This window comes from Collinsella sp. AM38-1BH, from assembly GCF_003467545.1.
GTDB lineage: Bacteria > Actinomycetota > Coriobacteriia > Coriobacteriales > Coriobacteriaceae > Collinsella.
Window position 1 is genome coordinate 41955 of record NZ_QSHC01000014.1, and the last position, 23149, is coordinate 65103.

Sequence of the window (23149 nt, forward strand, 5' to 3'; positions counted from 1 at the left end):
AGATGAGCGATTTCCATATGGTGGTGTGCGTCAAGGCCGTGCCGGGCAGCACCGAGGTCAAGATGGACCCCAAGACCAATACCATCGTGCGCGATGGCAAGCAGGCGGTCATTAATCCCTTTGATGCGAGCGCTTTGGAATGCGCGCTGGCGCTGAAGGACGACTTTATCGGCTTTGGCATGGATGTGCGCGTGACGGTGGTGTCGATGGGCATCCCCGCGACCGAGTCGCTGCTGCGCGACTGCATCGCTCGAGGCGCCGACGATGCGCTGCTGCTGACCGATCGCGCCTTTGCAGGTGCCGATACCCTGGCAACCACCTATGCCCTCAAGTGCGGCATCGAGGCGCTCGACGAGGACTTCGACCTGCTCATCTGCGGCAAGATGGCGGTGGATGGCGATACGGCCCAGATTGGTCCCGAGCTTGCCGGTGCCTTTGATATTCCCTGCGTGACCGACGTGAGCTGCGTGCAGAGCGCGGGCTTTACGACCTGTGGCTCGCTGGCGCTCGTTCACGGATGCGATGCCGGCGAGGAGACGGTGTACCTTGAGATGCCGTGCGCGATGACGACTGCCAAGGAGATTGGCCAGTTGCGTATGCCGAGTATTGCCGGTATTCGCGCGGCGGAGGAGGCGGACGTGCGCGTGGTCAGTGCCGCCGACGTGAACGCCGACCCCGCGCGTTGCGGTCTTGCCGGGTCGCCGACACAGGTCGTGCGCTCGTTTGTGCCCGACCGTGACCAAACGTGCGAGGCCGTTGAGGGGACGGCGTCCGAGCAGGCGGCAAAGCTTGCCAAGATTATCGAGGGGATGGCATAGATGAGCGGACTGATTATCGATAGCGAAGCCTGTATCGGCTGCGGTCGCTGCGTTCGCGCCTGTGCCTCGGGCGGCATCGTAGTGGAAGGCGAGCGACCCAGCCGATGCGCCCGCGTAACCGACGGCTGCATCCTATGCGGTGGGTGCGTCGACGCCTGCCCTGTCAACGCTATCTCGATCGAGCGTGACGAGGCCGCTGGTGCGGTGGACCTTGATGCATATCGAGACATTTGGGTATTCGCGCAGACCGACGAGCACGATACGGTGACTCCCGTTGCCTATGAGCTTATGGGCAAGGGCCGCGAGCTTGCCGATGCTCGCGACTGCCGTCTGGTGGCACTGATCGGTATGGGTCCCGAGGGTTCTCTCGGCGACCTGGAGCATCTGGTTTGCGCGGGCGCCGACGAAGTCCTGGCCTGTCGCGACGAGCGCCTGCGCCAAAACGATGCGGAGGTCTACGCCCGCTTGATCTGCGATTTGGTAGCCGAACGCAAACCCGAGGCCATCCTATACGGTGCGACCGCTTTTGGCCGCGAACTGGCACCCGGCGTTGCCGTGCGCTTGCAGACGGGCCTTACGGCTGACTGCACCGTACTTTCGATGGATACGGAGACGGGGCTGCTGCAACAGACGCGTCCGGCGTTTGGCGGCAACCTGATGGCCACCATCGTCTGCCCCAATCATCGTCCCCAGATGGCAACGGTTCGTCCCGGCATCTTTAAGGCGCCCGACTTTGACTACGACCGCTCCGGCACGATCACCCAGATATCGCTTGCGGATGATGCTAAGGCTCGTGTCGAGATCTCGATTCCCGCCGAGGAGTGGAGGCAGCAGGCCTCGATCGCCGATGCCGAGCGCTTGGTCGTGGTGGGCCGCGGCATTGGCTCCAAGAAGAATCTGCCCCTGATGCGAAGGCTCGCCGAGGCTCTGGGAGCCGAGCTTGGTTGCACGCGACCTGTCGTGGAGGCCGGCTGGTTGGAGTGTCGCCATCAGATTGGCCAGACCGGCGTATCGGTTTCGCCCAAGCTTCTCGTGAGTATCGGTGTTTCGGGCGCCATCCAGCATCTTGCCGGCATCGGTGGGGCAGAGTGCATTATCGCCATCAACGAGGACCCGGATGCCCCCATCTTTGGTGCTGCCCAGTACAAGGTTGTCGGCGATGCCGTCGAGGTCGTCGAGGAACTGCTGGCCCAGCTTGAGCGCTAGGCGCGCGCCAGCCAGTCGCGCATCTCGTCCTTAAGGCGGCTCCAAGTCGCCTGCGTGGCGGGGTCGGTAAAGGGCCGCGTAATGCCAAAGGGCGCGTCGAGCAGGCGGTAGATATCGCCCTGCTCGCGCGCCAGCGTGCGGCTCGCTGGATAGACGAGCTCAAACATAAAGCAGATGAGTCCCACCAGGTAGTCCGCCGGCTCGTTGCGCTCGTCGCGCGCGACGCACCGATGCTCGTCAAAGGCGGCAAGCGTCGGTACCGAGAAGCGACTGGCTAGAAACGCGTCCTCATCCACCTTGAGGATGGTATCGACGGTGCTGTCGGCGATGGTGCGCATAATGTCGATCTTGTCGCCATCGCGCACGATATCGCAGAAGCACCGTGTACGCTCGTCGAGTTGTGCCGGCAGGCGAAAGTCGCTGTGATAGGCGATGCTCGCTCGGATGAGCTCGTCATGCGCACCGGTTTCGATAAAGTCACGGATGTTTGTCGTGGCGGGTGCATCGGCGGGATTCTCGCCAAAGAGGACCTCGATGCCCAGCGCCGCATGGCTCATGCTCTCGGCGTCCTTAAAGGTGTCCCAGCGTCGCAGCTGCTCAAAGCGGCCCATATCGTGTAGCAGGCCGCAAAGCCATGCCAGGTCAATATCTTCTGACGACCAGCCCTGCTCGCGCGCTACGGCATCGCATGCCTCGGCCACGTGGTACGTATGCTCGATTTTGAGCGCGATGCGTGGGTTGGTGGCGTCGTAGGCATCGGTGTAGCTTTTGAAGGCCGCGCGCGCCCGGTCTCGATCGATAGCTGTCATAATGACTTCCTAAAAAGTTGTGTCTTTCGATCCGGTGGCAATTGTAGGTGAACTCGGTTGCTGTCGGATGATGATTCTGCCGTATCGCTACATGCGGCTCGGAGACCTTGTCAGGATGAGAAGCGTATGGTGTTCAAAATCGTTAGAACCGTCTGGCCGGTGATGCTTACCTATGTTGCAATAGGCGCGCCGTGCGGAATGATCATGGGGCAGACGGGAATGGAGCCCTGGATGGTCTTTGCCCTGAGCAGCACGTTTGTGACGGGCAGCGGCCAGTTTATGATCTGCAATCTTTGGCTGGCGGGCGTACCGGCACCTTCGATTATCGCGAGCGTTGCCGCCATCTCCTCGCGTTTTGCGCTTTACTCGGCATCGATCGCGCCGCATCTGACGGGTGCCTCGAAGCGTCAGACGCTGGCTGTTGCCGCGACACTTACCGAGGAGGCATATGGCATCTCGCTTGCCAAGTTGGTTGAAGGGGAGGATTGGGGCCCGCGCGAGTCCTTTGTGCTCAACGTGATCCTCATCGCAACATGGGGCGTTTCGTGTACGATGGGCGCCATCGTCGGCGCCGTTGTCGATGTTCCCACCGCCATTGCAGCCTTTGTCTGCACCTCGCTCTTTATCTGCCTGCTCTTTTCGCAGCGGCTGTCGCGCGGCAACGTTGTCGCGGCGGTTTCGGGCGCGGTGTCCGTCGCCGTATGCAAGTTCTTGGGCCTCGCGAATATTGCCGTGCCGGCAAGCGTCGTGGCCGGCATTGCCATTGCGTTGGCGTGCGATGCTGTATTTGACGGAAGAGGTGCCCGCGATGCCCGTTAACGAGTTCTTGGTTCTGTGGCTGTCGTCGTGGGCTGCTATCGCGTTCTTTCGCATTGCGCCGGCGTTCGCCTTGCGCGGGCGGACCCTGTCGCCCCGCATTACCGAGGCCCTGAGCTATATCCCGCCCGCTGCCTTTGCCGCGCTGGTCGCCAACGACTTGGTGAGTCCCGGCGCGTTCGACGCGGGACTCTGGCCTGCCCTGGTTCCCTGGATTGCGGCCGTCGGCGTCGTGGTCGTGGCGGTCAAGACAAAATCGATGCTGTGGTGCTGCGTCTCGGGCATCGTACTCTATATTGTCTTGAGCCTTATATAGGGGTGACGTCGCGGGCGCCGAATCTCGTTCCATCCCAACTTGTCGAATTTTTCACCGAGCTGGTCTATTTCTTCTGGTACCATGGTCAAACTTTACTGTAGCAAAGCATGACGTGGGCTTTTGTTCCGCGTCAGCGGAAATGGGGGTTTCATGGCACAGGAAGCGACCGCCAACGAGCAAAAGAAATTCAAGGTTCCGCGCATCCCGGGCGACATCATGATCTATCCGATGATCGTCGGTCTTTTGCTCAACACCTTCTGCCCGCAGGTTTTTGAGATCGGCGGCTTCTTTACGGCTGCCTGCCGCGGTGGCTCCAATACCATCGTCGCCGCGATCCTGCTGTTTGTGGGCGCCGGCATCAGCTTTAAGTCCACGCCGGGCGCCATCAAGACCGGCATCGTCGTGCTGATTCCTAAGCTTGTAGTGGCAGCCGCGCTGGGTCTGGGCGTCGCGTACTTCTTTAACGATAACTTTTTAGGCCTGAGCTCGGTTTCCATCATCGGCGGCATTACGTTTTGCAACATGGCGCTCTATACGGGCATCATGGGCGAGTTCGGCGATGAGTCCGAGCAGGGCGCCGTCGGTATCCTGTTCTTTACGGCCGGCCCCGCCGTCACGATGATCATCCTTGGTGTTTCGGGTCTCGCCAACATCCCCGTCGGCACCATCATCGGATCCATCCTGCCGCTTGTTATCGGCATGGTCCTGGGCAACTTGTTCCCGTTTATCAAGAACCTGCTGGTTCCCGGCGCCAATCCCGCGATCGCTGTTATCGGATTTCAGCTCGGTGCGTCCATGAGCCTTTCGAGCTTTATCACCGGCGGTATTTCCGGCATCTTGCTGGGCCTTGTCACGCTCTTTATCGTCGGCCCCATCACCTTTGCGTTCGAGCGCCTGTGCGGTGGTAACGGCAAGGCGGCCGTTGCCTGCTCCACTATCGCCGGCACGGCTATGACCACGCCGGTCGCCCTCGCCGAGGTCGCTCCGCGCTATGCCGAGCTTGCGCCCACCGCGTATGCGCAGATCGCCACTGCCGTCATCATCACGGCAATCATGGCCCCGATTCTGACCGGCTGGGTCGATAAGAAGTTCTGCCAGGGCAAGGAAGACCTGTCGCCTGCCGGTGTCGAGGCCATCGAAGAGGCCGTCGCGACCGACATCGATGGCGAGTAGCAATCGATACCCATCAATGATTCCGGCGTGCAATTCGCGCCGTCTGAGCGCCCGAACAGAAACTGTTTTGCAGTGATGTTCGGGCGCTTTGCTATGATTCCCTTTACCCCTGCGGAGTAAAGGGGTGTTTATTGCCCTGATTCGAATTGGGCGATTCTGACCATTCGGATATTGAAGGGATGGCGTCTAGTGGTTAAGGCACTCAAGATTGAGATATTCCTGCTATGCATGATTGTTCTTATCGGGCTTGCCGCGCGAAGTCGTCGCTCCTTGTTCTCGAGCACCCTGCAGCTATTGTTTAGCATGCTTGGCTACACCTCTGCCGCGTACATATTATTCGATATGATCTGGACGCTTTCGGATGGTGCGGACGGCACGTTGGGTATTGCTGCCAACTGGATTTCCAACGCGGTTTCGTTTTCGCTCTTTGCCATCGCGTGTCTCATTTGGTTTATCTATTCCGAGACGATGCAGGGCTCTCGCCTTGTGACCTCGCGCTATAGGGTGGTGCTTGTAACGTTGCCTACGGCTCTGGTGGTCGTGCTGGCTTTTACCAGTTACTGGACGCACGCCTTGTTCTATATCGATTCGCAGGGCGTGTATCGTCGCGGCTTTGCCTATATGATCCAGCCCATTGTCAGCTACTGTTACGTTATACATACGTCCCTGCATGCGTTTGTGCAATCTCGCAGGGTCGAGAGCCTGCAGACGAAGGCTATCTATCGAACCTTAGCATTTTTCGCCATTCCGGCCCTGGTGGGCGGTACCTTTCAGATCGTATACTCGGTGCCTGGCCTTTGTGTCGGCATAATGATTAGCATGTTGCTGCTCTACATTATCTGCCAGGAGCAGCTCGTCTCGACCGACCCGTTGACTGGCCTCAACAATCGCAACCGTTTTGAGACCTATATCCTGTCGCTCTTCTCAAATGTGGATCAGGCCGAAGATGTGTATCTGCTTATGATGGACGCTGACGGCTTTAAGCAGATTAACGATCGTTATGGACATGTGGAGGGCGACCATGCTCTTCAGGTCATATCCGCTGCTCTCAAAGAAGTCTGCTCGGCGTCTGGTGGCTTTATCGCGCGTTATGGTGGCGATGAGTTCGTGGTGCTCCAAAAGGCAGCGGCGGAGCAGGACATCATAAGCCTGTGCGCGACAATCAACGACGAGCTCGCGCATGCCGAGGTGCCGTATCTGTTGCGGATGTCCATCGGCTATGCACGGGTCGGTGATAGTGTCGATACCTGGCAAGACTTGCTTCGCGCTGCCGATGCGGAGCTCTACCGCGTCAAGGCCGATAAAAAGAAAGCCGGCGTCCAGATACGCTAGAAAAAAGGCGCACGACCGTTGCGATGGTCGTGCGCCCTTTTTGCGTTTGCGGGGGCCACCGGCCATAACGCCCAGGCGCGGTGCGGCAAGACGAGCGTCTGCCGCCGCGGCTCGGTACGAAATCAACGAGAGCCAGTGCATTCCATTAAGCTAAAGTGTGTGAAGGCTCTCTCTAAAAAGGTGAGCTCGCTAGGCTTTTTTGGGTTTGTTGACGATGATTATGCCGCCGCAGACCAACAGCAGGGCAACGATGACGGTAATGGGGCTCGTGCCAGCGCCCTCGCCGAGCAGCAGCGCGCTCAGCACCACACCAAAGACCGGGTTCATAAACCCAAAGACCGAGACGCGGCTGACGGGGTTGACGGCAAGCAGGCGCGACCACAGCGAGTAGGCGACCGCGGAGATAAGCGCCATGTAGATGATGAGCGCGATGGCGGGGGCAATTGTCGTGGGGGAGAGCGTGCCACCCATCAAAAAGCCGATGGCGGTGAGGACCAGGCCGCCGACCAAGAACTGCCACCCGGCAAGCAAGACGCCGTCGTGCTTGCGCGAGAAGATGCCGATCAGGCAGGTCGAAAGAGCACCCGCGACAGTGGAGGCTAGGATAAAGCCCTCGCCATCGAGCCTGAAGCCAAAGGTGCCATCTGCGCCCGAGAGGTTGACGAGCGCGACGCCGGCAAAGCCCAGCGCACAGCCAAGCACCTTGGCCGTATTGAGCTTCTCGGTGTGAAATGCCAGGGCGGCAAAGAGGATAGCCAAGAAGTTGGCGCTGGCCTCGATGATGGAGCTCGACATAGCGCTTGCACGGGAGAGACCAAGGTAGAAAAAGAAGTACTGGCCGATGGTCTGGAAGAGCGACAAGACAAAGATGGGCTTGATATCGCGCGTTTGCGGAACGAGCGGTCGGCGCTGGGCCACGCTCATGCCAACAATGACCAGCATGCCGGCAAGCGTGAAGCGCAAGCCCGCAAAGAGCAGCTGCGAGGCGCTATCGTGCGCCGGGATACCAAAGAGTGCGTAGCCGATCTTGATGCAGGGAAAGGCCGATCCCCAGAGTGCACAGCAAACAAGACAGCCCAGGATAAGTCCGGGCAGGGTGGCGAGATACGGCTTGTGGCTTTCCATGATGTCCTTCCTGCATGCGCGAAGCAAAAAAGAACCCGCCACCGGATGTGTCGGTGGCGGGTGTTGTTACCCGAAGGGATTGTACCCGATGGGAAAGGTTTAAGCGAAGTAGGCCACGCCGCTTTCAAAGATCGGCATGAACTTATCGCCGGGGACATGCTCGGGCACGTTGCGGTACAGGTTGTCGCCGCGACGCTCGGCATGGCCCATCTTGCCCAGGACGCGACCGTCGGGACTCGTGATGCCCTCGATGGCGAGTGCGGAGCCGTTGGGGTTGACGGAGAGATCCATGCTGGGCTTGCCGTCCTCGCCCACGTACTGCGTGGCGACCTGGCCGTTGGCGATCAGCTGGGCGAGCACTTCGTCATTGGCGACAAAGCGGCCCTCGCCGTGGCTGATGGCGACGGTGTAGGGGTCGTCCAGGCTGCACTGCGACAGCCACGGGGACAAGTTGGACGAGATGCGGGTGCGCACCAGACGGCTCTGGTGGCGACCGATGGTGTTGAACGTCAACGTGGGCGCATCGGGCGTGGCGTCGACGATGTCGCCGTAGGGCACCAGGCCGAGCTTGATCAGGGCCTGGAAGCCGTTGCAGATGCCCAGCATCAGGCCATCGCGGGCCTTGAGCAGGTCGCGGACTGCCTCGGTGACCTCGGGAGCGCGGAAGAACGCCGTGATGAACTTGGCAGAGCCGTCGGGCTCGTCGCCGCCCGAGAAGCCGCCGGGGATCATAACGATCTGGCTTGCACGGATGCGGCGGGCAAGCTCGTGGGTGCTCTCGGCGACGGCCTCGGGCGTGAGGTTGTTGATCACGAAGGTGTCGGCCTCGGCACCGGCGGCACGGAAGGCGCGGGCGCTGTCGTACTCGCAGTTGTTGCCGGGGAACACGGGGATGATCACGCGCGGGCGGGCGATCTTGGCGCCGCCGTACACGTGGATATCCTTGGCGCGGAAGTCGATGGTCTCGACCTCGGGGGTCTCGCCGGCGCTGCGGTAGGTGAAGACGCCCTCGATGCCGCTCTCCCAGGCCTCCTGGAGCTCGGCGAGCTCGATGACCTCGGAGCCGGTGTCGATGACATAGCCCTCGACGGTGGTGCCCAGGGGCTCGACGACAACGCCGTCGGCGACCTCGGGCAGCTCGGCGTCCTCGGCGAGCTCGACGATAAAGCTGCCGTAGAGCGGGGTGAAGAGGCTCTCCACGTCTACATCCTCGGCAAGCTCGATACCGATCTGGTTACCGACGCACATCTTAAAGAGGCTCTCGGCGCCGCAGCCGTAGCCGGGCGTGGAGATGGCCAGGGCGTTGCCGGTAGCAGTGAGCGCCTCGACGGCGTCAAACGCGGCGAGCAGCTGCTGGGCGTCGGGACGGTAGTCCTCGCCATAGGTGGCGGGGGCGATGCGGACGACGCGGTGCGTGAGGCCCTTGAACTCGGGTGAGACGGCGCGGGCGGCCTTGCCCACGGCGACGGCGAAGCTGATCAGGGTCGGCGGAACGTTGAGCTCGCCGGTCTCGTCCTCAAACGAACCGCTCATGGAGTCCTTGCCGCCGATGGCGCCGGCACCCAGGTCGACTTGGGCCATGAGGGCGCCCAGGACGGCTGCCGTGGGCTTGCCCCAGCGCTCGGCCTCGGTGCGCAGGCGCTCGAAGTACTCCTGGAAGGAGAGATAGGCGCGCTTGTGCTCAAAGCCGGCAGCCACGAGCTTGGCGATGGACTCGACCACGGACAGGTAGGCGCCCGCAAACTGGTCGGCCTCCATCAGATAGGGGTTGAAGCCCCATGCCATGGCACTCGCCGTGGTGGTCTCGCCGTCCACGGGGAACTTGGCGACCATGGCCGAGCTGGGGGTGAGCTGCGTCTTGCCGCCAAAGGGCATGAGCACGGTCGCGGCGCCGATGGTGGAGTCGAAGCGCTCGGAAAGGCCCTTGTTAGAAGCGACGTTGAGGTCGGTGACGAGCGAGGTCATGCGCTCGGCGAGCGTGGTGCCGGCCCAGCTGGGCTGCCACACGCTACGGGCGCACACGTGGGCGACCTGGTGCTTGGGTGCGCCGTTGGAGTTGAGGAACTCGCGGGACAGGTCGACGATGGCGACGCCGTTCCAGGCCATGCGCATGCGCGGCTCGGCGGTAACCTCGGCGATAACGGTAGCCTCCAGGTTCTCCTCGGCGGCGTAGCCCATGAACTCCTCGACGTCACCGTCGGCGACGGCGCAGGCCATGCGCTCCTGGGACTCAGAGATAGCGAGCTCGGTGCCGTCCAAGCCGTCGTACTTCTTGGTCACGGTATCAAGGTCGACATACAGGCCGTCGGCAAGCTCACCCACGGCGACCGAGACACCGCCGGCGCCAAAGTCGTTGCAGCGCTTGATCAGACGGCAGGCATCGCCGCGGCGGAACAGGCGCTGCAGCTTGCGCTCGACCGGGGCGTTGCCCTTCTGGACCTCGGCGCCCGAGGTCTCGATGGACTCGGTGTTCTGGGTCTTGGAGGAGCCGGTGGCGCCACCGATGCCGTCACGGCCAGTGCGGCCGCCCAGCAGGATGATCTTGTCGGTGGGGGCGGGGCACTCGCGACGAACGTGGTTTGCCGGGGTAGCGCCCACGACGGCGCCAACCTCCATGCGCTTGGCCACGTAGCCGGGGTGATAGAGCTCGTTGACCTGACCGGTGGCAAGGCCGATCTGGTTGCCGTAGCTGGAGTAGCCGGCGGCGGCAGTGGTCACGAGCTTGCGCTGCGGCAGCTTGCCCTCGAGCGTCTCGGAGACCGGGACGGTGGGGTCGCCGGCGCCGGTGACGCGCATGGCCTGGTACACGTAGCTGCGGCCCGAGAGCGGGTCGCGGATGGCGCCGCCCACGCAGGTGGCGGCACCGCCGAAGGGCTCGATCTCGGTCGGGTGGTTGTGGGTCTCGTTCTTAAAGAGGAACAGCCAGTCCTGGTCCTCGCCATCGACATCGACCTTCACCTTGACGGTGCAGGCGTTGATCTCCTCGGACTCGTCGACATCGGTCATGACGCCGGTCTTCTTAAGGTACTTAGCGCCGATGGTGCCCATGTCCATGAGGCAGACGGGTTTGGCGTCGCGGCCGAGTTCGTGGCGCATCTCCATGTAGCGGTCGAAGGCCTGCTGCACCACGGCGTCGTCGATCGTCACGTCATCCAGGACGGTGCCGAAGGTGGTGTGGCGGCAGTGGTCGGACCAATAGGTGTCGATCACACGGATTTCGGTGATGGTGGGGTCGCGGTCCTCATCGCGGAAGTACTGCTGGCAGAAGGCGATGTCTGCCTCGTCCATGGCAAGGCCGCGCTCGGAAATAAAGGCGGCAAGGCCGGTCTCGTCGAGCTCGCGGAAACCGTCGAGCACCTCGACGGGCGCAGGCTCGGGGGTCTCCATGTACAGCGTCTCGGGCAGGTCGAGCGAGGCGATGCGCGCCTCGACGGGGTTCACCACGTAGTGCTTGATGGCATCGATGGCGGCCTCGTCCAGAGTGCCCGAGATCATATAGACCTTGGCGGAGCGCACGGCGGGGCGCTCGCCCTGGCTGATGAGCTGCGCGCACTCGCTGGCGGAGTCGGCGCGCTGGTCAAACTGGCCAGGCAGGAATTCGACGGCAAAGACGGCGCCACCGCTTGCGGGGAGCTCGTCGTAGGTCACATCGACCTGGGGCTCGCTAAAGACGGTCGGCACGCAGGAGCGGAAAAGCTCCTCGTCGATGCCCTCGACGTCGTAGCGGTTGATGATCCTCAGGGCCTCGATGCCCTTGATGCCGAGAATTTCGGTCAGCTCGCCCTTGAGCTGCTGAGCCTCGACGTCGAACCCGGGTTTCTTCTCCACGTAGATACGAGAGACCATTGGTTCCTGCCTTCCTGATCGGTTGGGCGTACGGTGCGGTATGCGGCAGCGGTCGGTTTACGGGGCAAGCCTCGCGGTCGCCTTGAGCCACATGTTTGTAAACCTCACTATGATACGACAGCTCGCGGCGCGTTGAGGACGGCGAGGGTGCTACAGTGGGGCTCAAACAAGAGAAAGGCATCACATGGCATTCGTTTCGCTCGCCATCATCGCACTCGTGGCCTTTGCGAGTCCCTTCATCGCCTCGGCGATTCCCGGAAAACCTGTTCCCGAGACGGTCTTTTTGCTCGTGCTCGGCGCGGTGCTGGGACCCCATATGCTCGGCGTCATCCATGTAGATGCCGAGGTCTCGCTTGTGTCCGAGCTGGGCCTGGCCTTTTTGTTCCTGCTTGCCGGCTTTGAGATCGACCCCAAGAGCATCACGGGCGTCGAGGGGCGCTACGGCTTGGCGACGTGGGCCGTCACGTTTGGTATCGCCTGGCTTGCCGTGCGCTTTACCCCGTGGTTCTCGGTCAGTCATTTCGACGGTATCGCCGTGACGCTTGCCCTCACTTCGACGGCGCTCGGCACGCTCGTGCCCATCATGCGTGAGCGCTCGCTCACTGGCACGCGTGTGGGCGACTCGATTCTCGCGTATGGCACCTGGGGTGAGCTCGGCCCTGTGCTCGCCATGTCGGTGCTGCTGTCTGCCCGCACTGGCATCCAAACGCTCGTAATCCTTGGCCTGTTTGCGGTGGTCTGCGTGTTGCTTGCCGTGGTCCCAAGCCGCTCCAAGCGCGTCGGCAGCCGCTTCTTTGCGTTTGTCGAGGAACGCGCCGATACCACGTCGCAGACCTTCGTGCGCCTGACGGTGCTCATCCTGGTCACACTCGTGGCTTTCTCGGCCGTCTTTGATCTCGACATTGTGTTGGGTTCTTTTGCCGCCGGCTTTGTCTTGCGCTACATCATCCCCGAGGGCAACCATACGCTCGAGACCAAGCTCGACGGCCTGGCCTACGGCTTTTTGATTCCGGTGTTCTTTACCGTATCGGGCGCAAAGATCGACCTGACGGCCGTGGCGTCGCGCCCGGGTCTGCTCGTGGGCTTTATCGTGGCGTTGCTGATTATTCGTGCCGTGCCCATTCTTATTTCTATGAGCATTTGCCCTGCGACGCGCGATGTGTCGGCGTATGGTCGCATTACCGTGGCCCTGTACTGCACCACGGCGCTGCCGATCATCGTTGCCGTGACGAGCGTTGCCGTCAACGCGGGCGCGCTGTCGCAAGACATCGCGTCGGTTATGGTTGCCGCCGGCGCCATCACGGTGTTCTTGATGCCATTGCTCGCGCAGCTCTTCTACCGCGTGGTGGATGCCGCGCCGGTCGCCGCCGTGGCAGAAGTTGCCGAGCATCCATCCGATGCGCTCGACATCCTGCGCGCCCACCACGACTTAGCGAGCTTGCTCGCGCGCGAGCATGAGCTGCTGACTTCGCATGGCCATGGTCGCGTATTCGAGGGCCTGCCTACGCTCGATGCGATTGCCGAGCGTCTTTCCGCCGAGGCGGCGAGCGGCCACATCGATGCCCGCATCGTGGACGCGGCGCACCTACTTGCCGATAAGACCTATGGAGACGAGGTCGACCCGTCCGAGCTGACCCCACGCGAGCGCCGCCGTCTGGAGCGCGCCAAGCTCGCCGTGCGCGAATACCGCCGCCGCATGCTGGAGCTCTATGCAAGAGAAGAAGCCGAGGACGACGACGGCAGGTAGCCAACGCCGCCGCGGAAAATGCATCCCGGAATTGGCGTCCAGAGTGGGACGTGCTTTCCGCGAGAGGCCCGTTGCGGAAAGCGTGTCCCAGAATCCGCGCCCAGAATGGGACATAGTTTCCGAAAAAGGCCCTGAGGGAAGCTTCGCCCCGTTCTGAGCTGAAATACCGGGACGCAGCTTCCCCTGCAAACAGAAGAAGGCGCGCTGCCTGTGGTTGATGCAGGCAGCGCGCCTTTTGCGTTGAGCTTCGTTGAGGTTCGAAGTAGTGGACTAGTTGGCCATGACGCCTTCGGTCCAGGCCTCAACGTCCTCGATGCGCAGGACGTTGGCGACCTCGGCCACGCAGTCGACGCTGGCAAGCTCGGCGGCGGCAGCCTGGACGTCCTTCTCGAGCGCGCGGTGCGTCAGGAAGATGACCGAGCAGGCATCGCTGACGCCCGGCTTGCCGTCCTCGACCTGGTTGATGAGCGAGATCGAGATGTTGTGCTTGGCAAAGATGTCGACCGTCTCGGACAGGGCGCCCACGCGGTCGGCGACCTTCAGGCGCACATAGTACTTGGTCTGGAGCTCGTCCATAGGCTTAAAGGCGAGGTTGTGACCATAGGGCTCAATCTCGGGCAGCGGAGCCACGCCGCGGCTGATCTGCTCGGAGAGCGACAGGATATCGCCCACGACGGCGCTCGCGGTGGGGAAGGAGCCTGCGCCGGCACCGTAGAACATGGTTTCGCCCACGGCGTCGCCTACTACGTAGACGGCGTTCATGGCACCGTTGACCTTGGCGAGCATGTGGTCGGCGGGGATCAGCGTGGGATGCACGCGGACGTCGACGCCGGCGTCGGTGTTGCGGGCGATGCCGAGCAGCTTGATGGTGTAGCCGAGCTCGCGGGCCTGGGCGATGTCCTCGGCGCCGATGGTGCGGATACCCTGCTGGTACACATCGTCGGTGGTAACGCGGGTGCCAAAACCGATGGAAGCGAGGATCGCCGTCTTGCTGGCGGCATCGAAGCCGTCGACGTCGGCGGACGGGTCGGCCTCGGCATAGCCCTTGGCCTGTGCGTCGGCGAGCACATCGGCGTAATCGGCGCCTTCGGCATCCATGCGCGACAGGATATAGTTGGTGGTACCGTTGAGAATACCGGCGATGGTCAGGATCTTGTTGCCCACCAGGTCGTGCTCGAGCGTGCTCACGATGGGGATGCCGCCGCCGCAGCTGGCCTCGCACTTAATCTGCACGCCGCACGCGCGCGCCTTCTCGGCGAGCGTCTCGACATGGCGGCCCAGCAGGGCCTTGTTGGCAGAGACGACGTGCTTGCCGTTCTCGAAGGCAGTGGTGAAGATCTCGGTTGCGGGATGCTCGCCGCCGATCAGCTCGACGACGATGTCGACGGCGGGGTCGGCGACGACGTCATGCCAGTCACTCGTAAAGGCCTCGCGCTCAATACCGGCTGCTTCGGCCTGCTCCCAGGCAAGCGCGCAGGCGCGGGTCAGCTTAAGGTCGATGCCGTAGGCTGCCAGGTACTCATCGTGGTGGCTCTTGATCAGACGGGCCACGCCGCCGCCGACGGTTCCCAGACCGATCAGACCGACGTTCACGGTGCGCAGGGGTTCGCTCATAGATAGCTCCTTGGTGCATCTTATGGATGGATTAACCGCTTAAAGGTTGAGTGCATTCTAGCGTGAACCGAGAGCGCGTGCTCGCCAGGCAACAGGAGTCGCACAAAACGGCACCCCCGAAACGCTGCGGAAACATTGGAAACATGCTCGCTACAAACGGAACTCCGTAACAAACTGTCAACGTTTGCACCATAAGGTTTGCCCTGTACCGCAAGACGGCCGCACCGCGGCCAGCGAAAAGGGGGATACCATGTTTAGCATCAATAACGTACTTAACCGCAGGAGTTTCTTGGCTGGTGCCGCGGCGTTCGGTAGCACCGCGGCACTCGCTGGTTGCTCGTCGGGTGGCTCGGACGGCGGCTCCGCCGATGACGGCAAGACCTTCAAGATTGGTGTCATCGGCCCTCTGACCGGCGCCGCGGCAACCTATGGCGTTTCGGCCGAGAAGGGTGCCAAGCTCGCCGCCAAGGATTTTTCGACCAAGGACCTCAAACTCTCGCTTAAGTCCGAGGACGACGTCGCTGACGGCGAGAAGGCCATCAACGCCTTCAATACCCTGTGCGACTGGGGCATGCAGGCGCTCGTCGGCCCCGTCACGACCGGTGCTGCCGTCGCCGTCTCGGGCGAGATCGCCGACGATATGCTCATGGTCACGCCCTCGGCCTCGTCGCTCGACGTCACCAAGGACAAGACCACGGTTTTCCAGGTTTGCTTCACCGATCCCACCATGGGCGCCAGCGCCGCAAAGTTCTTGGCCGAGAAGTACGCGGATGCCAAGATCGCCCTGTTCTACAACTCCGGCGATACGTATAGCTCGGGCGTTGCCGACGCTTTTGCCGAGCAGGCCAAGGCGTCCAAGCTCGACATCGTCGATACCGAGACCTTTAAGGACGACTCTTCCACGAGCTTTACCAACCAGCTCACCAAGGCCAAGGAGTCCGGCGCCACGCTCATCTTTGCGCCGATCTACTACACGCCGGCGTCCGTTTTGCTCAAGAACGCCAAGGACATGGGCTACGACATGACCCTCATGGGTACCGACGGCATGGACGGCCTGCTCTCTGTGGAAGGCTTCGATACCTCTCTTGCCGAGGGCGTACTGCTCATGACCCCGTTTTCGGCTGACGATGAGAAGAATGCCGACTTCGTCAAGGCCTATAAGGATGCCTACGACGAGACGCCCAACCAGTTTGCCGCCGATGCCTATGACTGCGTCCACGCGATTGTCGAGGCCATCGATAAGGCAGACATTGACATTACGGCCGACGGCGCCGACATTGCCGGCGACCTTGCCAAGGCCATGCGCAAGATCAAGATCGAGGGCCTGACGGGCGAGTTGACGTGGAACGACAAGGGCCAGGTTGAAAAGCCCGCTACGGCCTATGTGATTCAGGACGGCAAGTACATCGCCGCCTAGGTGCGTACAAAACGCGACCGGTGAGGGTGTTTTAATCAGGGCAGGGGCGCTTGTAACAGAATGGAAATATTACTTTCACACAATAAAGTGGCTAAACTGCATAAATCGATAGAAATACGCATAATTATGGATAAATGGACAAAACAAAAGAAAAGTTGAAATAATCGTCACTTTTCTCAACTAAAGCGTCTACTATTTTGCGAACGCCGAACACGGCGAAGGATGGCCTGTCGGGTAACCGAAACCCGACGAGATTTGAGAGGAGAGCCGCATGTCGAGCCTCACCGGTAAGTCATTGAACCCTGTTATGAATCGCAGGAGCGTTATCGCGAGCGCAGCAGGTCTGGGGGCGATGTCCATTCTAGCTGGCTGCTCCTCCAACGGCGGCGACAGCGGTTCCGCGTCGGGCGACGCTTCGTTTAAGATCGGCACCATCGGCCCGCTGACCGGCGCCAACGCGTCCTACGGCAAGTCCGTTACCCAGGGTGTCGAGCTTGGCTGCAAGGATTTCTCGACCAAGGAGCTGCCGCTTGCTAGCAAGGCCGAGGATGACCAGGCCGATGGCGAGAAGGCCGTCAACGCCTTTAACACCCTGCTCGACTGGGGCATGCAGGCCCTCGTCGGCCCGACCACCACGGGTGCGTCGGTTGCCGTTGCCGCCGAGTGTGGTAACGACCCCAAGACGTTCATGATCACCCCGTCCGCGTCCTCCGAGGACGTCACCGACGGCAAGGATTGTGTCTTCCAGGTTTGCTTCACCGACCCCAACCAGGGTGTCAACGCTGCCAAGTTCCTGGCGCAGAAGTATGCGGACGAGAAGTTCGTGCTGTTCTATAACTCCGGCGACGCATATTCTTCGGGCATCGCAGATTCCTTTAAGGCCCAGGCCGCTGAGTCCAAGCTCGAGATTGTTGACGAGGAGACCTTTAAGGACGACTCCGCCACGAGCTTTACGAACCAGCTGACCAAGGCCAAGCAGGCCGGCGCCACCATGATCTTTGCGCCGATCTACTACACGCCGGCGTCCGTCCTGCTCAAGAACGCCAAGGACATGGGCTACGACGTCAAGATGATGGGCTGCGACGGCATGGACGGCATCCTGGGCGTTGAGGGCTTCGATACCTCTCTTGCCGAGGGTCTGCTGCTCATGACCCCGTTCTCCGCCGACGACGAGAAGAACGCCGACTTCGTCAACGCTTACAAGGATAAGTACGGCGATACCCCCGACCAGTTTGCCGCCGATGCCTACGATGGCGTGCACGCGGTGGCCGAGGCCCTCAAGGAGGCCGGTCTTGGCGTCGACGCCGATCCGACCGAGGCCGCCGAGAAGCTGTCCAAGGCTATGCTCAAGATTACCGTTGACGGTCTGACCGGCAAGCTCACCTGGAACGATAAGGGCCAGGTCCAGAAGGAGCCCACGGCTTACGTCATCACCGACGGCAAGTACGTACAGGCCTAATTGGCCGCCTTACATAGAGCGGTTTTGATCCCAAGCAGGGGAGGTTTTGGCCTTCCCTGCTTGCTTGGTATCTAGGGACGATGTAACGTCCCTGTTTCATACATCAACTGGAAACCTATTCGAAAGGGGGATGTGGAACATGACGGTCTTTATCCAATACCTGGTCAACGGCCTGTCCATGGGCAGCGTCTACGCCATCATCGCGTTGGGCTACACCATGGTCTACGGTATCGCCAAGATGCTCAACTTCGCTCACGGCGACGTCATCATGGTCGGTGCCTATGTCTCGTTCTGTGCCACGTCGTATCTCGGCCTCCCGGGCTGGGCATCTGTAGTTCTCTCTTGTGTGGTCTGCACGGTTCTCGGTGTTCTCATTGAGGGTCTGGCCTATAAGCCGCTGCGCCAAGCAGGCCCGCTGGCCGTTCTGATCACGGCTATCGGCGTGTCCTACTTCCTGCAGAACGCCGCGCAGCTTCTGTGGGGCGCCACGCCCAAGAACTTTACTTCGCTCGTCACCTTCCAGGTGCCGGAGTTCTTGGCCAAGTTCAACGTAAGCGCCGTCTCGCTCGTCACCATCGTCGCCTGCCTGGTTATCATGGCCGGCCTGATGTTCTTTACAGGTAAGACCAAGATGGGCAAAGCCATGCGCGCCGTGTCCGAGGACAAGGCCGCCGCTCAGCTCATGGGCATCAACGTCAACCGTACCATCTCGATGACGTTCGCCATCGGCTCTGCCCTTGCCGCCATCGCCGGTGTGCTCCTGTGCTCCTACTCGCCGGTGCTGCAGCCCACGACGGGTGCCATGCCTGGCATCAAAGCCTTCGACGCCGCCGTCTTCGGTGGCATCGGCTCCATCCCCGGCGCCTTTGTCGGTGGCATTCTCATCGGCATCATCGAGGCGATGGCACAGGCTTACATTTCCACGAGCCTTGCCAACTCCATCGTCTTTGGTGTTCTGATCATCGTCCTGCTCGTCAAGCCTGCCGGCCTCTTGGGCAAGTACGTCCCCGAGAAGGTGTAGGTGAGCGTTATGAAGTTTCTTAAAGACAAGCAGACGCGTCACGACTTTGTTACGTACGCCATGTGCATCGTGGCCTTCGCCATCGTGTTCTTTATGCAGTCGAACCACATGATTCCGCGCATGATCGCCGGTCAGCTGGTTCCCATCACGGCCTATATCGTCATGGCCATTTCCCTCAACCTCGTCGTCGGCATCGCGGGCGACCTGTCGCTGGGTCATGCGGGCTTTATGAGTGTCGGTGCCTACACGGGCATCGTCACCGCGGTCGCCCTCGAGAGCGCCGTTCCCTCCGATCCTGTGCGCCTTATCATCAGCATCGTGGTCGGCGCCATCGCTGCCGCCATCCTGGGCTTCTTGATCGGTATCCCGGTCCTGCGCCTGAGCGGCGACTATCTGGCCATCGTGACCCTGGCTTTTGGCGAGATCATCAAAGAGATCGTCACCTGCCTTATTGTGGGCGTCGACTCCCGCGGCCTGCACGTGATCTTTAACATCACGGGCAACTCTACGATCGACGACCTGCATCTGCTCGAGGACGGCACCGCCATCATCAAGGGCGCGCAGGGCGCATCGGGCGTGTCGACCTATTCGACCTTCCTCGCCGGTGCCATCCTGGTCATGGTCGCACTCGTGATCGTGCTCAACCTGGTTCGCAGCCGTACCGGCCGTGCCATTATGGCCGTGCGCGATAACAAGATTGCAGCCGAGTCCGTAGGCATCTCCGTCACCGAGTACCGCATGATTGCCTTCGTGGTTTCCGCTGCCCTCGCCGGTGCTGCCGGAGCTCTCTTCGGCGGTAACTTCTCGCAGCTCTCCGCCACCAAGTTCGACTTCAACACGTCCATCCTCATCCTGGTGTTCGTGGTCCTGGGCGGTCTGGGCAATATGCGCGGCTCCGTCATCGCGGCGGCGTTGCTCACGGTGCTCCCCGAGCTGCTCCGTCAGTTCTCGGACTACCGCATGCTCATCTACGCCATCGTGCTGATCCTGGTCATGATCTTTACCAACAACCCGCAGCTCAAGGCGTTCTTCGGTCGCGTCAAGGACCGCTTTGCTTCCAAGAAGGAGGTGGCAGCCGATGCCCAGTAAGTTTGAGTTCAACAAGGGCAAGATGGTCCCGTATCCTTCTGGCGCCATCGTTCCCGACCGCGACCTGGGCGAGCGCCCGGCACTCGAGTGCATCCACCTGGGCATTGAGTTCGGTGGCCTTAAGGCAGTCGACGACTTTAGCCTGACTATCGGCAAGACCGAGATCGCCGGTCTCATCGGCCCCAACGGTGCCGGTAAGACCACGGTCTTCAACCTGCTCACCAAGGTGTATCAGCCCACGCACGGCACCATCCTGCTCGACGGCGAGGACACCTCTGGCAAGTCGGTCTATCAGGTCAACCGTATGGGCATCGCCCGTACCTTCCAGAACATTCGCCTGTTCAACACCATGACGGTGGAGGACAACGTTAAGGTCGGCCTGCACAACCAGGAGCGCTACTCCGGCTTTGAGGGCGTGCTGCGCCTGCCGACGTATTGGAAGCACGAGAAGGCCGCCCACGAGCGTGCCATGGAGCTGCTGTCCATTTTTGACATGGAGCACCTGGCAAATGAACAGGCCGGATCGCTGCCTTACGGCGCTCAGCGTCGTCTGGAGATCGTCCGCGCGCTTGCCACCAACCCCAAGCTGCTGCTGCTCGACGAGCCTGCCGCCGGCATGAACCCGTCCGAGACCGCGGAGCTCATGGAGAACATCGTTAAGATTCGCGACACCTTCGGCATTGCCATCATGCTTATCGAGCATGATATGTCGCTCGTTATGAACATCTGCGAGGGCATCTGCGTGCTCAACTTTGGTAAGGTCATCGCCAAGGGCACGGCAGAGGAAATCCAGAACAACGACGCTGTTATTGAGGCATATCTGGGCAAGCAGGATAAGGGGGAGAACTAAATGGCAGAGCTGATGCTTTCCGTCTACAACATCAACGTCTGGTACGGCGCCATCCACGCCATTAAGGACATCTCCTTTAACGTTAACGAGGGCGAGATCGTGGCCTTGATTGGTGCCAACGGTGCCGGCAAGTCCACAACGCTCAAGACCGTCTCGGGCCTGCTGCGTTCCAAGACCGGTTCCATCAAGTTTATGGGCGAGGACATTACTCATACGCCCGCTGATAAGCTGGTTGGTAAGGGCCTGGCTCAGGTTCCCGAGGGTCGTCGCGCCTTTTTGCAGATGACGGTCGAGGAGAACCTGGAGATGGGTGCCTATACGCAGCCCAAGTCCACGGTGGCTCCGGGCCTGGAGCGCGTCTACGAGCAGTTCCCGCGCCTGAAGGAACGTCGTCGCCAGGTCGCCGGCACCCTTTCAGGCGGCGAGCAGCAGATGCTCGTTATGGGGCGCGCCCTTATGAGTAACCCCAAACTGCTCATGCTCGACGAGCCTTCCATGGGTCTGGCACCGATTCTGATCGAACAGATCTTCCAGATTGTCGAGGACTTGCACAAGGCCGGTACCACGGTGCTTCTGGTCGAGCAAAACGCGCAGATGGCGCTTTCCATCGCCACACGCGGTTACGTGCTCGAGACCGGCAAGATCACCATGACCGGCACTGGTCAAGAGCTGCTGCACGACGACAACGTCCGCAAAGCTTACTTGGGCGGTTAGGCGGTTCCGCCGTTCTACCGAACGGCGGACCAGTCGACGCTGCGCGGGCACCAGAGCGACAGCTTGTCATTCAAAGAGGGCGGCATGACCAGAAGGTCTATGCCGCCCTCTTTTCATGCCAATCTGTTCGCTCTGGTGCCCGCTCGCTGTCCGTCCTCTGCCTGCGGCGTTGGAGGTAGTCGTTGGGGACGTTTTCCTTCGTCCCCACCAAATCATTTTGCTCTGTCATGCGGGTTGGTTTTTAAAGTGCGACAATGCCGTGTGGAAATAGAAATGTCATCTGGGGGTCTATCTATGGTGTACGAGTTTTGTGCCGAGAACTTTGAGCGGGTGCCGGCGGCTATCGATGCCGGTGCAAGGCGTATCGAGCTGTGCGACAACCTTGCCGTTGGTGGCACCACGCCTTCGGCCGGCGTTATCAGCGCTACGACCAACTATGTCCACGAGCACGATGCACGGGTGATGTGCATGATTCGCCCGCGTGGCGGCGACTTTCACTACGACCAGGACGAGCTGCGCATGATGGAGATGGACCTGGGCCTTGCTGTGAGCGCCGGCGTTGACGGCCTGGTCTTTGGCTGCTGCAAGCCCTGTGCCAGCGGCTGGGCGCTCGACGATCTTACGCTGGGCGCTCTCGTGATGGCTGCGGGCTGCGCGACCGAGGAGTGCAAGCGTGAGCCCATCGACATCACCTTCCACATGGCATTTGACCAGCTCTCGCCCGAGGCTCAGCTCGATGCGATTGATACGCTTGCCGACTGCGGCGTTACGCGCATCCTCACGCATGGCGGCGCTGCCGGCACGTCGATCGAGGATAATTTCGATCACCTGGCTCGTTTAATCGAGTATGCGGGCGATCGTTTGACCATCCTTCCCGGCGGCGGCATTACTACGGCAAATCGCGACGCGGTCGCGGCGGCGCTAGGCGTCTCCGAGCTCCATGGCACCAAGATCGTGCCGCTGGAGGTATAACCCGTGGCGCTGGTATTTGACGTTCAGCAGGCGAGCGGCAAGCCCGACGATAATCGTCGCCTTGGCACCGCGTGCCCTTTTTGCGACACGGAGGGGCTCGCCAACATCATCCAGCGCGATGGTGACTGCATCTGGCTCGAGAATAAGTTCAAGACCTTGCGGGCCACCCGTCAGACCGTATTGATCGAGTCGGCCAATCACGACGCCGACCTGGTGACCTATGAACCGGATGAGCTGCATCATGTGATGCGGTTTGCCCTGGGCTGCTGGCAGCAGATGATCGATTCCCAACAGTACCGCAGTGTGCTCATGTACAAGAACAAAGGCCCGCTTTCGGGCGGCAGCCTCGTCCATCCACACATGCAGATTGTGGGCTTGGAACAGGAGGACGGCTATGCGGCGCTGACCTCAGCCAACTTTGAAGGCATCGATGTTTGGCGACACGGGAGGGTCGCGGTCAACATCTCAACCGAGCCGATCATGGGATTCTTTGAGGTCAACGTCTCGGCTCCACAGGGAATCGCCGCCAGCGACGACGCCCGCGACCAAGCCGAAGCGGGCCTGTTTGCCGATGCGATCCAGGTAGCTCTGTGCTATATCCTGCACGAGCACCACGGCGGTCGTGCGGAGTCGTACAACTTGTTCTTCTACCACATGGACGGCCGGACCATTGCCAAGGCGCTGCCACGTTGGGTGGTTTCGCCCTACTTTGTGGGCTATCGTTTGGCCCAGGTCAATGCCGAGACAACGCTCGATGTCGATGCCGAGCGCCTACGCGCGCATCTGGAAACGCTCGCGTAGCAAGGCGAGTGCCTGAGAAAAGCG

Annotated in this window: 19 protein-coding genes; 15 read left to right on the forward strand and 4 right to left on the reverse strand. The window is 61.2% G+C overall.

Features of this window, described 5'->3' with window-relative positions; translation table 11 throughout:
• Positions 1-2 precede the first annotated feature (2 nt).
• Together DW870_RS07125 and DW870_RS07130 are read left to right on the forward strand one after the other, a co-directional pair.
• Entirely contained in the window at positions 3-818 is an 816-nt protein-coding gene (locus tag DW870_RS07125) for an electron transfer flavoprotein subunit beta/FixA family protein (protein WP_117769804.1), read from the forward strand.
• On the forward strand, positions 819-2024 hold the full coding sequence (locus DW870_RS07130; protein ID WP_117769803.1) for an electron transfer flavoprotein subunit alpha: 1206 nt from the start codon (positions 819-821) through the stop codon (positions 2022-2024).
• Here DW870_RS07130 and DW870_RS07135 read toward each other — a convergent pair.
• Positions 2021-2833, reverse strand: coding sequence for an HD domain-containing protein (locus DW870_RS07135; RefSeq protein WP_117769802.1), 813 nt, complete (start codon positions 2831-2833; stop codon positions 2021-2023). The genes DW870_RS07130 and DW870_RS07135 overlap by 4 nt on opposite strands.
• A gap of 162 nt (positions 2834-2995) precedes the next feature.
• Between DW870_RS07135 and DW870_RS07140 the strand changes: the two genes are divergently transcribed.
• The 4 genes from DW870_RS07140 (at position 2996) to DW870_RS07155 (ending at position 6470) form a co-directional block, all read left to right on the forward strand.
• Entirely contained in the window at positions 2996-3652 is a 657-nt protein-coding gene (locus DW870_RS07140) for an AzlC family ABC transporter permease (protein ID WP_255413486.1), read from the forward strand.
• A complete protein-coding gene (locus DW870_RS07145) occupies positions 3642-3965 on the forward strand; it encodes an AzlD domain-containing protein (protein ID WP_117769800.1) in 324 nt (107 codons plus the stop codon). The genes DW870_RS07140 and DW870_RS07145 overlap by 11 nt, the downstream gene beginning before the upstream one ends.
• Before the next feature lie 150 nt (positions 3966-4115).
• Complete coding sequence (locus DW870_RS07150; RefSeq protein ID WP_117769799.1) at positions 4116-5138, forward strand: 2-keto-3-deoxygluconate permease; 1023 nt, start codon at positions 4116-4118, stop codon at positions 5136-5138.
• 189 nt (positions 5139-5327) lie between these two features.
• Positions 5328-6470 (forward strand): diguanylate cyclase, encoded by a 1143-nt coding sequence (locus tag DW870_RS07155; RefSeq protein ID WP_117877277.1) that lies wholly within the window; start codon positions 5328-5330, stop codon positions 6468-6470.
• Positions 6471-6659: 189 nt separating this feature from the next.
• On the opposite strand, the gene DW870_RS07160 is transcribed toward DW870_RS07155, so the two are convergent.
• Together DW870_RS07160 and DW870_RS07165 are read right to left on the reverse strand one after the other, a co-directional pair.
• A complete protein-coding gene (locus tag DW870_RS07160; RefSeq protein ID WP_117877279.1) occupies positions 6660-7595 on the reverse strand; it encodes a DMT family transporter in 936 nt (311 codons plus the stop codon).
• A 99-nt stretch (positions 7596-7694) separates the two neighbouring features.
• A complete protein-coding gene (locus tag DW870_RS07165) occupies positions 7695-11441 on the reverse strand; it encodes a phosphoribosylformylglycinamidine synthase (protein ID WP_117877281.1) in 3747 nt (1248 codons plus the stop codon).
• A gap of 184 nt (positions 11442-11625) precedes the next feature.
• Here DW870_RS07165 and DW870_RS07170 point away from each other — a divergent pair, with 184 nt between their 5' ends.
• Positions 11626-13188: a cation:proton antiporter gene (locus tag DW870_RS07170; protein ID WP_117769795.1), complete on the forward strand. Its 1563-nt coding sequence runs from the start codon at positions 11626-11628 to the stop codon at positions 13186-13188.
• 270 nt (positions 13189-13458) lie between these two features.
• Here the strand turns inward: DW870_RS07170 and DW870_RS07175 are convergent, their stop codons facing one another.
• Positions 13459-14802, reverse strand: coding sequence for a homoserine dehydrogenase (locus DW870_RS07175; protein ID WP_117758805.1), 1344 nt, complete (start codon positions 14800-14802; stop codon positions 13459-13461).
• Positions 14803-15052: 250 nt separating this feature from the next.
• Here DW870_RS07175 and DW870_RS07180 point away from each other — a divergent pair, with 250 nt between their 5' ends.
• The 8 genes from DW870_RS07180 to DW870_RS07215 all read left to right on the forward strand — a co-directional run bounded on the left by DW870_RS07180 (position 15053) and on the right by DW870_RS07215 (position 23125).
• On the forward strand, positions 15053-16219 hold the full coding sequence (locus DW870_RS07180) for an ABC transporter substrate-binding protein (protein WP_117769794.1): 1167 nt from the start codon (positions 15053-15055) through the stop codon (positions 16217-16219).
• 271 nt (positions 16220-16490) lie between these two features.
• Positions 16491-17678: an ABC transporter substrate-binding protein gene (locus DW870_RS07185; protein ID WP_117758807.1), complete on the forward strand. Its 1188-nt coding sequence runs from the start codon at positions 16491-16493 to the stop codon at positions 17676-17678.
• Between the two features lie 139 nt (positions 17679-17817).
• Positions 17818-18699, forward strand: coding sequence for a branched-chain amino acid ABC transporter permease (locus DW870_RS07190; RefSeq protein ID WP_099432746.1), 882 nt, complete (start codon positions 17818-17820; stop codon positions 18697-18699).
• Between the two features lie 9 nt (positions 18700-18708).
• Positions 18709-19788, forward strand: a complete 1080-nt coding sequence (locus DW870_RS07195; protein ID WP_117758808.1) for a branched-chain amino acid ABC transporter permease — start codon at positions 18709-18711, stop codon at positions 19786-19788.
• Positions 19778-20638 (forward strand): ABC transporter ATP-binding protein, encoded by an 861-nt coding sequence (locus DW870_RS07200; protein WP_055287178.1) that lies wholly within the window; start codon positions 19778-19780, stop codon positions 20636-20638. Before DW870_RS07195 ends, DW870_RS07200 begins: the two co-directional genes overlap by 11 nt.
• Entirely contained in the window at positions 20639-21352 is a 714-nt protein-coding gene (locus DW870_RS07205) for an ABC transporter ATP-binding protein (protein WP_199411351.1), read from the forward strand.
• Positions 21353-21646: 294 nt separating this feature from the next.
• Entirely contained in the window at positions 21647-22324 is a 678-nt protein-coding gene (locus DW870_RS07210) for a copper homeostasis protein CutC (RefSeq protein ID WP_117758809.1), read from the forward strand.
• Between the two features lie 3 nt (positions 22325-22327).
• A complete protein-coding gene (locus DW870_RS07215) occupies positions 22328-23125 on the forward strand; it encodes a DUF4931 domain-containing protein (RefSeq protein ID WP_117758810.1) in 798 nt (265 codons plus the stop codon).
• Positions 23126-23149: the final 24 nt, after the last annotated feature.

Bases quoted from the DNA above. Each gene is read 5' to 3' on its own strand.
- DW870_RS07165 (WP_117877281.1), bottom strand. From the start codon at position 11,441: ATGGTCTCTCGTATCTACGTGGAGAAGAAACCCGGGTTCGACGTCGAG.
- DW870_RS07140 (WP_255413486.1), top strand. From the start codon at position 2,996: ATGCTTACCTATGTTGCAATAGGCGCGCCGTGCGGAATGATCATGGGG.
- DW870_RS07130 (WP_117769803.1), top strand. From the start codon at position 819: ATGAGCGGACTGATTATCGATAGCGAAGCCTGTATCGGCTGCGGTCGC.
- DW870_RS07195 (WP_117758808.1), top strand. From the start codon at position 18,709: ATGAAGTTTCTTAAAGACAAGCAGACGCGTCACGACTTTGTTACGTAC.
- DW870_RS07210 (WP_117758809.1), top strand. From the start codon at position 21,647: ATGGTGTACGAGTTTTGTGCCGAGAACTTTGAGCGGGTGCCGGCGGCT.
- DW870_RS07185 (WP_117758807.1), top strand. From the start codon at position 16,491: ATGTCGAGCCTCACCGGTAAGTCATTGAACCCTGTTATGAATCGCAGG.
- DW870_RS07170 (WP_117769795.1), top strand. From the start codon at position 11,626: ATGGCATTCGTTTCGCTCGCCATCATCGCACTCGTGGCCTTTGCGAGT.
- DW870_RS07180 (WP_117769794.1), top strand. From the start codon at position 15,053: ATGTTTAGCATCAATAACGTACTTAACCGCAGGAGTTTCTTGGCTGGT.
- DW870_RS07190 (WP_099432746.1), top strand. From the start codon at position 17,818: ATGACGGTCTTTATCCAATACCTGGTCAACGGCCTGTCCATGGGCAGC.
- DW870_RS07200 (WP_055287178.1), top strand. From the start codon at position 19,778: ATGCCCAGTAAGTTTGAGTTCAACAAGGGCAAGATGGTCCCGTATCCT.
- DW870_RS07160 (WP_117877279.1), bottom strand. From the start codon at position 7,595: ATGGAAAGCCACAAGCCGTATCTCGCCACCCTGCCCGGACTTATCCTG.
- DW870_RS07205 (WP_199411351.1), top strand. From the start codon at position 20,639: ATGGCAGAGCTGATGCTTTCCGTCTACAACATCAACGTCTGGTACGGC.
- DW870_RS07125 (WP_117769804.1), top strand. From the start codon at position 3: ATGAGCGATTTCCATATGGTGGTGTGCGTCAAGGCCGTGCCGGGCAGC.
- DW870_RS07145 (WP_117769800.1), top strand. From the start codon at position 3,642: ATGCCCGTTAACGAGTTCTTGGTTCTGTGGCTGTCGTCGTGGGCTGCT.
- DW870_RS07135 (WP_117769802.1), bottom strand. From the start codon at position 2,833: ATGACAGCTATCGATCGAGACCGGGCGCGCGCGGCCTTCAAAAGCTAC.
- DW870_RS07150 (WP_117769799.1), top strand. From the start codon at position 4,116: ATGGCACAGGAAGCGACCGCCAACGAGCAAAAGAAATTCAAGGTTCCG.
- DW870_RS07175 (WP_117758805.1), bottom strand. From the start codon at position 14,802: ATGAGCGAACCCCTGCGCACCGTGAACGTCGGTCTGATCGGTCTGGGA.